Source organism: Streptomyces sp. NPDC020807 (assembly GCF_040641575.1).
Taxonomy (GTDB): Bacteria; Actinomycetota; Actinomycetes; order Streptomycetales; family Streptomycetaceae; genus Streptomyces.
This window is the reverse complement of record NZ_JBFADU010000006.1, coordinates 247,716-260,520: the sequence shown is the minus strand read 5'-3', so window position 1 is coordinate 260,520 and position 12,805 is coordinate 247,716. Positions and strand designations below refer to the sequence as shown.

At 72.6% G+C, this 12,805-nt stretch carries 13 protein-coding genes; 4 read left to right on the top strand and 9 right to left on the bottom strand.

What is annotated here, in order from left to right; genetic code table 11:
- Positions 1 to 146 precede the first annotated feature (146 nt).
- Positions 147 to 341 carry a hypothetical protein gene (locus tag AB0G79_RS13330; RefSeq protein WP_360804969.1) on the top strand — a complete coding sequence of 65 codons (195 nt, stop codon included), beginning with the start codon at positions 147 to 149 and terminating at the stop codon, positions 339 to 341.
- Between the two features lie 33 nt (positions 342 to 374).
- Positions 375 to 971: a DinB family protein gene (locus AB0G79_RS13325; RefSeq protein WP_360804966.1), complete on the top strand. Its 597-nt coding sequence runs from the start codon at positions 375 to 377 to the stop codon at positions 969 to 971.
- A 5-nt stretch (positions 972 to 976) separates the two neighbouring features.
- On the opposite strand, the gene AB0G79_RS13320 is transcribed toward AB0G79_RS13325, so the two are convergent.
- Positions 977 to 2,233: an MFS transporter gene (locus AB0G79_RS13320; RefSeq protein ID WP_360804964.1), complete on the bottom strand. Its 1,257-nt coding sequence runs from the start codon at positions 2,231 to 2,233 to the stop codon at positions 977 to 979.
- 138 nt (positions 2,234 to 2,371) lie between these two features.
- Between AB0G79_RS13320 and AB0G79_RS13315 the strand changes: the two genes are divergently transcribed.
- A complete protein-coding gene (locus AB0G79_RS13315; protein ID WP_360805181.1) occupies positions 2,372 to 3,256 on the top strand; it encodes a winged helix-turn-helix transcriptional regulator in 885 nt (294 codons plus the stop codon).
- A 66-nt stretch (positions 3,257 to 3,322) separates the two neighbouring features.
- Here AB0G79_RS13315 and AB0G79_RS13310 read toward each other — a convergent pair whose 3' ends face one another.
- The 3 genes from AB0G79_RS13310 to AB0G79_RS13300 form a co-directional block, all read right to left on the bottom strand.
- Positions 3,323 to 3,814, bottom strand: coding sequence for a DUF2267 domain-containing protein (locus AB0G79_RS13310; protein ID WP_360804961.1), 492 nt, complete (start codon positions 3,812 to 3,814; stop codon positions 3,323 to 3,325).
- 105 nt (positions 3,815 to 3,919) lie between these two features.
- The gene (locus tag AB0G79_RS13305; protein WP_360804958.1) at positions 3,920 to 4,318 is read right to left on the bottom strand and encodes a DUF2267 domain-containing protein; all 399 of its coding nucleotides are present in this window, start codon (positions 4,316 to 4,318) and stop codon (positions 3,920 to 3,922) included.
- Positions 4,319 to 4,422: 104 nt separating this feature from the next.
- Positions 4,423 to 4,857 (bottom strand): Hsp20/alpha crystallin family protein, encoded by a 435-nt coding sequence (locus AB0G79_RS13300; protein WP_360804955.1) that lies wholly within the window; start codon positions 4,855 to 4,857, stop codon positions 4,423 to 4,425.
- 129 nt (positions 4,858 to 4,986) lie between these two features.
- On the opposite strand from AB0G79_RS13300, the gene AB0G79_RS13295 reads away from it, so the two are divergent.
- Positions 4,987 to 5,631, top strand: coding sequence for a type III effector protein (locus AB0G79_RS13295; RefSeq protein ID WP_360804952.1), 645 nt, complete (start codon positions 4,987 to 4,989; stop codon positions 5,629 to 5,631).
- Positions 5,632 to 5,658: 27 nt separating this feature from the next.
- On the opposite strand, the gene AB0G79_RS13290 is transcribed toward AB0G79_RS13295, so the two are convergent.
- The 5 genes from AB0G79_RS13290 to AB0G79_RS13270 form a co-directional block, all read right to left on the bottom strand.
- Entirely contained in the window at positions 5,659 to 6,009 is a 351-nt protein-coding gene (locus tag AB0G79_RS13290) for an STAS domain-containing protein (RefSeq protein ID WP_360804949.1), read from the bottom strand.
- Between the two features lie 296 nt (positions 6,010 to 6,305).
- Positions 6,306 to 7,412 (bottom strand): ricin-type beta-trefoil lectin domain protein, encoded by a 1,107-nt coding sequence (locus AB0G79_RS13285; protein ID WP_360804946.1) that lies wholly within the window; start codon positions 7,410 to 7,412, stop codon positions 6,306 to 6,308.
- 26 nt (positions 7,413 to 7,438) lie between these two features.
- A complete protein-coding gene (locus AB0G79_RS13280; protein ID WP_360804943.1) occupies positions 7,439 to 9,085 on the bottom strand; it encodes a ricin-type beta-trefoil lectin domain protein in 1,647 nt (548 codons plus the stop codon).
- Between the two features lie 84 nt (positions 9,086 to 9,169).
- A complete protein-coding gene (locus AB0G79_RS13275) occupies positions 9,170 to 10,597 on the bottom strand; it encodes a non-reducing end alpha-L-arabinofuranosidase family hydrolase (protein WP_360804940.1) in 1,428 nt (475 codons plus the stop codon).
- A 363-nt stretch (positions 10,598 to 10,960) separates the two neighbouring features.
- A complete protein-coding gene (locus AB0G79_RS13270; protein ID WP_360804937.1) occupies positions 10,961 to 12,766 on the bottom strand; it encodes an FG-GAP-like repeat-containing protein in 1,806 nt (601 codons plus the stop codon).
- Between the last annotated feature and the right edge of the window lie 39 nt (positions 12,767 to 12,805).

Here is a 12,805-nt window from a genome sequence, read left to right as displayed (position 1 = left end):
TGATTTTGTTAACCGACAGGTAACTTGCGAGCAGGCTGAGGCTAGGCGCAAACCTGCCGGAGCGTAAGGGGGTTGGGAGAGAGAGTGCCCGCCCGGGCACGCGACTATCCGCCGGCCGCCCGATCCCCGCGCTCCCCCGCGTACCCGTGCACGGCGAGGCCACCGCCCTCGCGGGCCGCACCCGTCTCGTGCCGGTCACGTGGTCCGGGGACGGCTGCCGGATCACCGCGGGACACGACTCCGCCTTCCTGCGCGGCGCCGCGGTCGACGACGCGCCGGCCGCGCCCGGCCCCGACTGGACGGACGGGAGCCCGGCGCGCCTGCTGCTGCCCCACGGGTGACATGGGGCCGACGCCGTGGCAGGCTCACGTCACATGATCGACGCATTCGCGAAGGACACCCTGCACGGACGGCTGCGACGCGACCGCGAGGCGCTGCTCTGGAAGATCGACGGCCTGTCCGCGTACGACGTCCGCCGCCCGTTGACGCCGACCGGGACCAACCTGCTCGGTCTGGTCAAGCACCTCGCGAACGTCGAGGCACGGTACTTCGGCGAGGTCTTCGACCGCCCGTCGCCCGAACCGCTGTCCCCGTGGCAGGAGGCAGACGGCAGCGACCTGTGGGCGGGCGAGGACGAGAGCCGCGAGCAGATAGTCGACCTCTACCGGCGTACGTGGCAGCACGCGGACGCGACGATCGCCGCGCTCCCGCTCGACGCGCCGGGCCACGTGCCGTGGTGGCCGCAGCCGCATGCCGACACGAACCTGTTCGGCGTCCTGGTCCACGTCCTCGGCGAGACCCTCCGTCACTCCGGGCACGCCGACATCCTCCGCGAGAACCTCGACGGCCGCACGGGCATGCGCCCGGAGCACGAGAAGCCGATCGACGAGGAGGCCCGCGCGGCCCACTGGAAGGCGCTCGACCAGGCCGCCAGGTCGGCCGCCGCGAACCAGGCGCAGCGGCTTTCCTGACGCCGTCAGGCGAGGTCGCGCCGGCGGCCCACGCCGGTGGAGAAGAGGTAGAGCGGGGGAACGAAGGCCGCGGCGCAGACGGCCCAGAGGGCGGTGTGGGCGCCGGTCCAGGTGGCGAGGAGGCCCGCGGTCAGCGCGCCGAGGGGCAGGGCGCCCCAGGAGACGAAGCGGACCGTGGCCATCACGCGGGACAGCAGCTCCGGGGGCGACTGGGTCTGCCGGTAGGTGCGGGTGGTGATCGAGCCGATGACGGTGCCGAAGGCGAAGCCCGCGTTGCCCAGGGCGAACCAGTACGCGTCCCCCGCCGACGTGGTCAGCGGGGCGAGCAGCAGCAGCGCCCCGCCCGCCAGGTCTGCCGCGATGATGCCCCGGGCGGTGCCGAGGCGGGTCGTCACCCGGACCGCGACGGCGGCGCCCGCGAGCGCGCCGACCCCGTCCATGGCGAGGACGAGACCGAGCTGTACGGCGTCGAGGCCGGCCTCGCGGACCAGGTAGAGGGGGGTGAGGGCGAGGAGGGCCGCGTTGAGGAAGTTGGCGGCGGTCGCCCAGATCATGCAGGGGCGCATGACCGGGTGCCCGGTGACGTACCGCCAGCCCTCACGCATGAGGCGGAGCGCGCTCTCGCCGGTGCGGGGCACGGGGCGGCTCTCGGGGAGGGTGCGCAGGAGCGCGGCGGAGGTCAGGTAGCTGAGGGCGTCGACGACGAGCGCGCCGACCGGGCCGGTCGCGCCGATCAGGACGCCGCCGAGGGAGGGACCTCCGGTGTCGGTCACGGCGTGCGTGCCGGACATGACGCTGTTGCGGGCGGCGAGCTGCCGGGCGGGGACGACGGCGGGCAGGAAGGTCGAGTTCCCGATGTCGAACAGCACCGTCGCCGCGCCGGTGACCAGCGCCGCGCAGAGCAGGTGGGGGTAGGTGAGCGTGCCCAGCCACCAGGCGAGCGGCAGCGACCCGAGCGCCGCGAACCGTACGAGGTCGAGCGTGACCTGGAGCCTGCGCAGCGGTACGCGCTGCGCGACGACGCCGGCGGGGAGGCTGAGCAGCAGCCAGGAGACCTGTCCGGCGGCGGCGAGCAGGGCGACCTCGAAGGCGGAGGCGTCGAGGACGGTGAGGGCGACGAGGGGCAGGGCGAGGGCGCTGACGGCGGTGCCCGTGCCGCTGACGGTGGCGGCGGCCCAGTAGCGCCAGAAGACGCCCGGCGGCGAGGTCTCCTTCCCGTCGCTCGTCCGGTCGTGCTCCGGAACCACGCGCGTCCCGCCCATACGGCGCCCACCCCCTGGGTCTGCAGAGTTAGTCTCTTTTGGGAACTCACTGGTTCCAGGTGAGTTTCTATCGGGAACTCACCTCATGACGCAAGATGGTCCCGAGGAGTGGCGGCCTGGAGGAGTGGAGACGCCGTGATGAAGTCGGTGCCCGAACGGGACGCCGCCTGCGCGATCGCGCAGGCCGCCGCGGTCGTCGGCGACTGGTGGAGCCTGCTCCTGGTCCGGGAGACCGCGCGCGGGCACCATCGGTTCGACGCGCTCCAGGAGGAACTGGGCATCTCGCGGAAGGTGCTCACCGAGCGCCTGGCGCACCTGGTGGAGACGGGGGTCCTGGAGAAGGTCCCGTACCAGGAGAGGCCCGTTCGGCACGAGTACCGGCTGACGGAGAGCGGCCGGGGGCTCCTGCCGGTCCTGCTGTCCATGCAGGACTGGGCGGACCGCTGGGTATTCGGCGACGGCTCGCTCAGCGGCACCGCCGACGAGGCGAGCGCGGAGGCGCGGCGCGTCGCGGGCCTGACCGGCGAGCGGCTGCCGCGCCTGGAACTGCCGGGCCACCGGGACGGCGAGCCGGTGGACCCGGTGACCGGCGACGCGGCGACCACCGTCCTGTTCTGCTACCCGGCGACCGGCTCGCCCAGCCCCCTGCCGGAGGGCTGGGCGGGCATCCCCGGCACCGTCGGCTGCACCCTGGAGAACCGGCTGTTCCGGGACGCGTACGAGGACTTCCGGGCGGCGGGCGCGGAGGTACGCGGCGTCAGCACCCAACGCCCCGACGAACAGCGGGTGTTCGCGGTCGAGGAGGGGCTCCCCTTCACCCTCCTGTCGGACGTCGACCTGCGCCTCGCCGCCGCTCTCCGGCTGCCCACCTTCCGCGCCGGTCAGCTGCTCCGGCTGAAGCGGGCCGTGCTCGTGGTGGACCGCCACCGCGTGGTGCGACACGCGCGCTTCCCGGTGACGGACATCCCGGCGGCGGTCGACGAGGCACTGGCGGAGGCACGGCGGCTCGCGGCGATTTCCTGACGGGCACTCACTGAACCCTGGTGGCAGCGCCGTTGACCCGGCGAACGGCCAACCCGTCGACCACGCTCACGTCGTCGCGGCCGGGGCCAGTTGGGCCTTTCCGAAGAGGAGGGCGTAGCCGCCGGGCAGTTGCCCGATGACGCGGTCGGTCAGATCACTGCCGGCCAGTCGGGCGACCGGGATGAGGACCGCGCCGACGTCCCAGCGGGTGCGGGCCGGGGTGCTGCCGGTGCGGCGGGCGAGGTCCTTGACGAATTCCCAGCCCGTGAGGGGTTCGATGGCGGGGACCTGGGCGGTGAGGGTCAGCGCGGCTTCGAACGGCAGGCGTGCGGCGAGCTCGACGCGCTCGTCGCCCACGAGCTGCCGCCCCAGCGCCGCGAGTACGGACCGGACCGCCTCTTCGGCGCGCTCACGCGTCGGGTAGGCGCCCTCGTACCGGACGCGCTCGAGGAGTTGGACGTACGCACCCCCCGTCGGGTCGGCCGGGTTCCGGGTCTCGGCGCCGGCGGTGGTGGCACTGCTGTCGGTGCTGGTATGGGTGACGGTCTGGAGGGTCATGGTGGTGTGGGTGGCCGTTCTCTCGGCGCCCGGCCGGTCGTCACGGCCGGCCGGGCGAGCGGGCGGGTACGGGTACCGGTACGGGTACGTGGAGGAGGACCGGGCTCACCGAGGAGGGTGGGGCCGGCCGAAGAGCAGGTCGTATCCGGGCGGGAGTTGCAGCAGGATCCGGGCGGTGAGTTCCTCGCCGGCCGCGTCGGCGGCGACGCTGAGGACGGCGCCGACGTCCCAGGCCGCCGTCCGCTCGGTGGCTCCGTCGATCCAGGCGGCCGTCGCCCGCACGAAACGCTCCGGGGAGAGGGGTTCGGCGGCCTGGAGCGGGTTCAGCAGCACCAGGGCGAAGGTCTCCGGCAGGCGAGCGGCGAGCGCGGCCCGCACGTCACCGACCAGATGGGCGCCGAGCAGGGCCAGCACGACGCGTGCCGCCCGTTCGGCCTCGTGCGGCGTGCCGTAGTCACCACGTTCCCGCACGCGGTCGAGGAAGGTCTGCCAGGGCAGTCTCATCGCGACCCCTTCGTGTTCGTCCGGGGGATGCGGGTGAAGGGAGGGGAAGGGCGGGGGAAGGGGCCAGGAGACGGCGAGGTCGTCGCCCCTCCCCCGCCCGGGGCTCAGCCGCTGAGCTCTCTGCGGTCGCCGCCTCCGCCGATGGCGATCTTGCGGGGCTTCGCGCGCTCGGCGATCGGGATCCGCAGGGTGAGCACCCCTGCCGTGCAGTCCGCGGTGATCCTCTCGGTGTCCAGGGTGTCGGCCAGCATCAGCTGGCGGGAGAAGACGCCGAGGGGCCGCTCGGACAGCTCCATCTGGACGTCGTCGGCCTTGTGGACCGGCCGACGCTCGGCCTTGACCGTCAGCATGTTCCGCTCGACGTCGATGTCGATCGCGTCGGGGGAGACACCGGGCAGATCCATCATGATCACGTAGTCGTCGCCCTCGCGGTAGGCGTCCATCGGGACGGCGGCGGGGCGGGACCACGTACCGGTCGAGCCCAGCATCTGCTGGGTGAGGCGGTCGAGTTCCCGGAACGGGTCAGTGCGCATCAACATCGTGGAACACCTCCAACGGTTAAGGCAGTGGTAGCCAATGCGCTTCACCTGACACCGTTGTAACATGTCATCGAATGGATGACAACTAAGGCGTCATCCAAACGACGACACAAGGGAGAGCGTGATCCCATGGCCGCAAGCGGCGATCCCGTGAGCTTCCGGGCGGCGCTGGTCGCGCTCGCGACGATGGACGAGACCGTCCGCGCGGCCCGGTCCGCAAGCGCTCCCGACACGCCTCCGAGCACCTCCCCCGACGAGGCCCTCGCCGCGCTCCTGCTCCTGCGCGAGCTGCGGGAACAGCTCTCCGACTGGGAACCGGGCCTCATCGAGGCGGCCCGCGACGCCGGCGCCAGCTGGGCCGAGCTCGCCGCGCCGCTCGGCGTCACCAGCAGACAGGCCGCCGAGCGCCGCTACCTGCGGGTACGGCCCGGCCGCCCCGGCGCCACCCGGGAAGAGCGCGTCCAGGCCACCCGTGACCGACGTGCCGCGGACCGCAGCGTCACCGACTGGGCCCGCGCCCACGCGGCCGACCTGCGGCAGCTCGCCGGACAGATCACCGCCCTCGACGCCCTCCCCGCCGCCCTGCGGCGGGATCTCGGCCGGGCGCTAGCGGACAACGACCCGGCCCGCCTCCTCGAACCCCTGGCGAACGCCCACACGACGGGCCCCGCGCTGCCCGCCGCTCTCGCCGAGCGCGTCAGCGCCGTCGCCCGCCGCACCGCGGACCTCCGCACGGCGAGCGACCGGCGTCGTTCCGGCACCGCACAGCCCTGACGCGGCCGCCGACCGCTGGTCCCCGGCCTACGAGGAGGGGCGGTACGCGACCGGGCTCCGACTCGGGCGGACGGTGAACAGACGGCGCGTGCCGGTCAGGTCCATCACCTGGAGCGCCTGACGGCGCACGCCGACGAACTCGAGGCGGCCGCCCTCGGCCCGGGCCCGTGCGCGCAGGGCCAGGAAGAGGTTGATGCCGGTGGAGTCCATGAAGGCCACCTGAGACAGGTCCAGTACCACGACGTGCCCGCTCAGGGGCGGGAGGGCGTCGACGGCCTCGGCGAAGCCGGCGCGGGTGTCGAGGTCGAGTTCGCCGTCGAGGGACAGCACGGTGGTGCCGGTGTGCGTACGGACGCGCACGGTCAGGGCGGGACACATGGTCTTCCGCCGTTCTTTGAGGAGCCCATTGCGGTCGCGGCTCCCACGAACGGGCGGAAGAGGGCCGTCAAGCGCGCGGCACCGGGCCGCGAATAGCCGAGCGAGACCACCCGTACCATCCGACAGCCACGAAGTGACCGGTTGGTAGCGCGGGGTCTCCCACCAGACCAGGCTGGTTGAGAACAGTATTCCCCCTGCTCACTCCCGCTACACCGGGAGTCCGGAGGGGCACGGGCTCGCGCCCGCGCCCCCGGGACCCGTCGGTCGTCGGGACGTCATCCGGAGTCACCCCGGAGTCATCCGGCGACCAGGGTGGTCCACTTCTGGTGGGGGCCGCCGTTGCAGTCCCAGAGCTGGAGCCGCGCCCCGTCGGTGGTGGAGGCACCGGGTATGTCGAGGCAGCGGCCGGAGGCGGGGTTGCGGTAGCCGCCGTCGTAGGGCTGCCAGACCTGGTTGGTGCCGCCGTGGCACGCCCAGAGCTGGACCTTGGTGCCGTTGGCGGTGCCGAAGCCCGCCGCGTCGAGGCACTTGCCCAGGGAGCGCAGGCTGCCGTCGGTGTACGCGGACCAGTACTGGTTGGCGCCGTCGCCGCAGCCCCACGTCTGGACCGCCGTCCCGTCGGCGGTGCCCGCGCCGCTGACGTCCAGGCACTTCCCGGAGATCCCGGACCGCACGCGCGCGGGGGCCGGTGCGGGGTTCCTCAGCCACCCCGCGCCGTCCGCGGCACGGACACCGTGGTGGAACGCCTCGGCCATCTTCCGGTAGCCGGAGTCGTTGGGATGCAGGGCGTCGCCCAGATCGACCGTGGTCACCCCGCTCATGTCCACGAACGCGACGCGCTTGCCCGCGGCCCGCGCCTCGCTCACGATCTGGGGAATCGCCTGGTTGTACGCGCCCCGGTACTGCTCCTCGGACCCGCTGGTGGAGACCACCAGGGAGGCCACGAGGACGGTGGCGTCGGGTGCGGCGGCGGTGATCCTGCCGACCAGGCTCTTCAGCCGGGCGGTGGCGGTGGACACCTGGTGGGAGCGGCTGAGGTCGTTGGTGCCGATGTGCAGCGTCACGACGTTGGGCCGGTGGCGGGTCAGTGCGGCGTCGGAGAGTGCGGCGACCTGCTCGATGAGGTATCCGGAGTGGCCCTCGTTGTCGGGGTCGGACATCGATCCGGCCCGGCCCGTACCCACGAAGTCCAGCGGGTGGCCGTCCGCGGCGAGCCGGTCCCACAACGGCCCCCGGTAGCCGTCGCCCGTGCTGCTTCCCACGCCCCAGGTGATCGAGTCGCCCAGCGGCATGACCCGCAGGGGCGTGTCGGAGGCGGCGGAGGCGGGGGCCGCCCCCGTCGCCGCCACTCCGAGCACGGCGGCGGCGAGCACGACGAGGGGGCGGATCCAGGACCTTCTCACGGGGTTCCCCTTTTCTCGGTGGCGCGTCACGGGAGCGTGGTCCACTTCTGGTTGCTCTGGCCGTTGCAGGTCCACAGGACGACGGGGGTCCCGTCGGCGGTGCCGGCCTCGTTCACGTCGAGGCACAGACCGGCGTGGACGTTGCGGATCGACCCGTCGGCCCGCGCGGTCCACTTCTGGTTGTCCTGGCCGTTGCACGGCCAGATGACGACCGGCGTGCCGTTGGCGGTGCCCTGCCCGGAGGCGTCGAGGCACTTGTCGCCGTAGACGCGGACCTCGCCGCCGGCCCACGTGGTCCAGAGCTGGTTGGCGGCGGTGTGGCATCCCCAGACCAGCGTCCGTGCCCCGGCCGCGGTGGAGGCGCGGTCCACGTCCAGGCAGCGGCCCGATCCGGTGCCGCGCAGGCGTGCGGTGGTCGCGGCCTGCGGGCTGCCCCCGGTCACCCTGAACACGGCGGCACCGTGCGCGGGCACGCTCGCGGCGATCTGACCGGAGGTGCTCGTCGTGCCGCCGGTCCACAGGTCGGTGAGGGTGAACGACTGCCCGGTGAGGCCGACCTGCGCGGCCGTCGTGGTGACGGTCGTCGCGCTCGCTCCCCTGTTGAGCAGGCCCACGGCGACCGAGCCGTCGGACAGGGGCTTGGCGAACACCTCGGTTCCGCCGTCGTCGCGCACCCTGCGTCCGCCCGCTCCCAGCGGGTCCTGGTTCACCGCCACGAGGCGGGGGTTGCGCAGGACGGCGCTCACGTCGGCGGACATGGTGCGGATGTCGTTGCCCGCCATGAGCGGGGCGCCGAGCAGCGCCCAGAGGGCGAAGTGGGTGCGGGACTCGGTCAGGGACAGTCCGGGACGGCCGACGACGAGCATGTCGGGGTCGTTCCAGTGTCCCGGGCCCGACTGCGCGGCCAGCGGGGCGGTGATGTCGAGGACGTTGCCGACGCCCATCGGGTAGCTGTTGGTGTTGGTGTTCTGCCAGATGTCGAGCAGGTCCTCGGTCGTCCGCCACAGGTCGGCGACCCGGCCCCAGTCGTAGGTGGCCCCGGTGGGGGCGTGGAAGCTGTTGGGGTTGATGCTGTAGACGATCGGGCGGCCGGTGGCGCGCAGGGCGTCGCGCATGACCGTGAACCGTTCGACCTGTTCGGCGAGGGTGCCGCTGCCGGAGCACCAGTCGTACTTCAGGTAGTCCACGCCCCAGGAGGCGAAGGCGGCGGCGTCCTGGGTCTCGTGGCCCTTGCTGCCGGTGGAGCCGGGGTAGGTGCCCACGCCCTGGGCGCAGGTGCGCTCGCCCGGCGCCTGGTAGATGCCGAACTTCAGGCCCTTGGCGTGGATGTAGTCCCCGAGCGCCTTCATGCCGCTCGGGAAGGTGGTCGGGTTGGCCCGGAGGTTGCCCGCTCCGTCGCGCTGCGGGTCGAACCAGCAGTCGTCGACGACGACGTACTGGTAGCCCGCGTCCTTCATGCCGGAGGTCACCATCGTGTCGGCGGCCTGGCGGACCTGTGCCTCGGTGATCCCGCATCCGAAGCTGTTCCAGCTGTTCCAGCCCATCGGCGGGGTGAGCGCGGGGCTGCCGGGCGCGGCCTGGGCGGTCGTGGGGGCGGAGGCGGTGAGACAGGCCGTGAGCGTCAGCGCGGCGGCCGCGAGGAGGCGGGTCAATCGTCGGGGCGGGGACGTCATGGGGTTCCTTTCGGGTCCGCACGGCGGGGCCGCCGTGCGGACCGGAGGGGCGGAGGCGACGGGCCGTGGAGGGGGCGCGTCGGATCAGCGCTGCAGGGTGAGCACGCCAGGGCGGTACGGCAGCCGCTGGTACGGGGTGCCCTGCGGCGTGTCGGGGTCGTGACCCTGGTAGAGGAAGCGCAGGTCGCAGGGGTCGACGGTCATGGTCTGGTCGGCGTTGACGCGGATCAGGTCGCCGTGGCTGATGTCGTTGGTCCAGGTGGCGCCGCTGTTGGCCTTGCCCGCGAAGGGGCTGCTCTCGCTGCCGGCCTGGACCGTCCACGGGCCGTTCAGGCTGGACGCGGTGAACGATCGGAAGAAGCGGTGCTCGTTCACGCCGCGGGCCTCGACGATCATGAGGTACTGGTTCCGGCCCTGGACCTTGTAGACCTCCGGCGCCTCGAACAGGTTCTTCGCCGTGTCGCTCATGACGGTCGTGTACGACGAGCCGAAGCTGCCCGGGAAGTTCCCGATCGGCAGGGTCGACTTGTAGATCTTTCCGTTGTCGTCGCCGAAGAACAGGTACATGTTCTGGTCGTCGCCGATCAGCGTCGGGTCGATCGGGCCGCCCTCGGGGAGGCTGCCGGTGAACAAGGGCTGCGGTGCGGACCAGCCCTGGGGGTTGGCGGGGTCGCTGGACGTCCGGTAGGAGAAGGGCCAGGCGGTGCCCCAGCCGTTCGAGGCCAGCACCCAGATGTCCTTGGGCGCGAAGTAGAACAGCTTGGGCGCCACCGCCAGTCCCGGGCCCATCGCGGTCTGGGTGGCCGTCGCCATGTCCGACCAGTCCGTGAAGGGACGGAACGCCATCGTGCCCCACGACGAACCGTCGGACGTGGTCGCGTAGACGAGGTTCCGGCCGTTGTACGGAACGGTGGTGAAGTCCTTCAGCGCGACCCATCCGTTCGCCGGCTCCGCCAGCGGACCGGTGGAGCTCCAGCGGTACGTCGACGGCAGGGAGCACGTGGTGCCCGGCGCGGACAGGCCGGTCCACTTCTGGTTGCCGCCGCCGTTGCACGCCCACAGCTGCACCGCCGTGCCGTTGGCCGTGCCGGCACCCGAGACGTCCAGACACAGTCCGGACTCCACGGCTACGACCGTGCCGTCGGCGGTGACCCGCCACTGCTGGTTCGTACCGCCGTTGCAGCTCCAGATCACCGGGCGCGTCCCGGCCGTGGTGGCGTGGCCCGGCACGTCCAGGCACTTGTCGCCGTACACGGTCAGCCGGTTGTCGTCCGTGAGGGTCCACCGCTGGTTGGCCCCGCCGTGGCAGTCCCAGACCTGCAGGCTCGTGCCCTCGGTCCGGTCGGCGCCCGGCACGTCGAGGCACCGGCCGGAAGCGACACCGCGCAGGGCTCCGCTGGTGGCCGCCTCGGCCGGCCCGGCGACGAGGACCACGGCCAGCGAGACCAGGGTCGCGAGGACGGTGGGGAGCGCCAGGACGGGGGTTCCGCGCTGGAGTCGGCGTCTGCGCATGGTGACTTCTCACGTCCTCGGGTAGGCGGGTTGAAGGCCTGACTGTTCGAAATCGCGAACGCCGTGCGGCAGTTCGACCAGAAGATAGATTTGGCACCGGGGCCCGTCAACGCTTCTCGACGGATCGCGTCTGCGGCGATTTACCCCCCTGCCGGATAACAGGAATTCGGGGAAATGGCGCAGGTTGGCCTGATGTTCGGCACTCCGGCGACGCACAGGGCGAGGCGGGGAGGACGCCCCGCGATTCCACGGCGCCTCCGGCACGGAAAAGAACGGACCCCCGGCCCCACGCCCTGAGTGCGAATCAGGGCGGGGACCGGGGGTCCGGCAGGACGAGGAGACCGTGGAGGCGGAGTCTCCGGGTCAGCTCATGGTGGTGATGGTGTTCCAGCCGCTGGCACCCACCACGGTGCTCGGGCCGTCGACCGGGGTCGTACCGGACGTTCCGCCCTCGTAGAACCGCAGGGTGCCGGTGCCGTCCGCGGTGGTCGTCCACATGTCGGCGGTGCCGTCGCGGTCGGCGTCGGCGCCGCCGGCGATCAGCGGGCGGTTGGCGGTCGTGTAGTTGGTGCCGTAGGTGGTGCGGCTGCCGAACGTGCCGTCGGCACGGCCGCGGTAGAGGTACAGGACGCCGTCCCGGGTGTCCCGCGCGAGGAGGTCGGGGAGGCCGTCGCCGGTGACGTCGCCGGGGGCGGCGAGGGTCATCGGGTCCCAGCCGCCGCTGCCGATCTCACGGGCGCCCTTCACCGCGGGGGCTCCGGTCGCCGCCAGGTTGTTCTCGTACAGCCACAGCTTGTTCTCCGCCGCGACGACCAGGTCCGTACGACCGTCGCCGGTCATGTCGCCGACGCTGACCACCTGTGCGTCGGCCGCCACCGATCCCAGGGCGACCGGGGGCCTCAGCCGACCGTCCATGCCGCCCGGGTACACGCGCAGCTGGGTGCCGATCCGGGCGACGAGGTCCTCGAAGCCGTCGCCGGTCCAGTCGCCCCGGTGGCTGACCGAGGCGCCGAGCCAGCCGCCGTTGCCGAGCTGGTGGCGCGAGGTGACCCCGCCGCGGCCGTCGCCCGGATAGACGTACAGGGCGCCCGCGGTGTCGACGGCGACCAGGTCCGGTGTGCCGCCGGAGCCGCGCAGGTCACCGGGGACGTGGACGGGGGCGGGCTGGTCCCCGGCCCGGACGACGACGGGGGCGTGGTCCGAGAAGCCGTTGGGCGTCACGCCCTCGACGTTCGCGGTCGTGTCCATGCGGTCCTCGTCGATGTCGCAGGAGGCGATGGCCCGGCTGGTCCCCGGTGCGCTCACGAAGACGTGGTCGAACTCGTGCCAGGTGTGGCTCGTGCCCGTCCAGCCGTGGTGGGTGGTGCCGGTGACGCAGTGCTCGTACGCCCCTGTCAGCGGCGCCATCAGCGCATTGTCCGCCTCGCGGTTGAAGTCGCCGCCGACCGCGCTCCGCCCCAGGGCGTGCTGGGCGGTGAAGTCGTCCACGAAGTTCTTCACGTTCGTGATCTGCTGCGCGATCCGGGGATCGGTGGAGCCGGGGATGATGTGGGTGTTGCAGACGGCCGTGGACTTGCCGGTCACGGCGACGCACTGTACGGGCAGCGAACGGTAGTCACTGACGGACGCCGACTTCGGCACCGCGTTCACGTGGCCCCGCGCACTGATCCCGCCCTTGACCGCGATCAGGTTGCCGAGCCTGCCGCCCTTGAGGACGCCGCGGCAGGGGCTGCCGTAGGTGGCGGAGTTCGCCGAGTCGTCGTCCCAGCGCCGGACGGGGGCGAAGTCGAAGCTCCAGCCCGACGGGCCGAGGATCTCCTTCAGGCGCCGCTGGTGGTACCCCTCCGCCTGCGTGACGCCGTCGACGACCGCCGGGACGCCGTCCGGGGCGCCGCACACCTCCTGCATCACGATCGCGTCGGCTCGCTGCTCCTGGAGCAGCGCGACGATCTCCTGGACCTTGGCCTCGTTGTCGGCCGTCGTCAGCCGGGAGGGGCAGAAGCCTTCGGAGCCTCTGCTGCCGCCGGCCTCGCCGCAGATGTTCCACGACACGACGGTCATGGGGGAGGTCACGGCCGTCGTGGTGGCGGCCTGGGCCCCCGGGGCGGCCAGACCCAGGAGGGTCATGCCACCGGCGAGGAGCACGGTCGGGATGCGGGTGAGTCTCATCGTGTGTCCTACGGGTCCTGTGGGCGGGTGGTGGTGTGG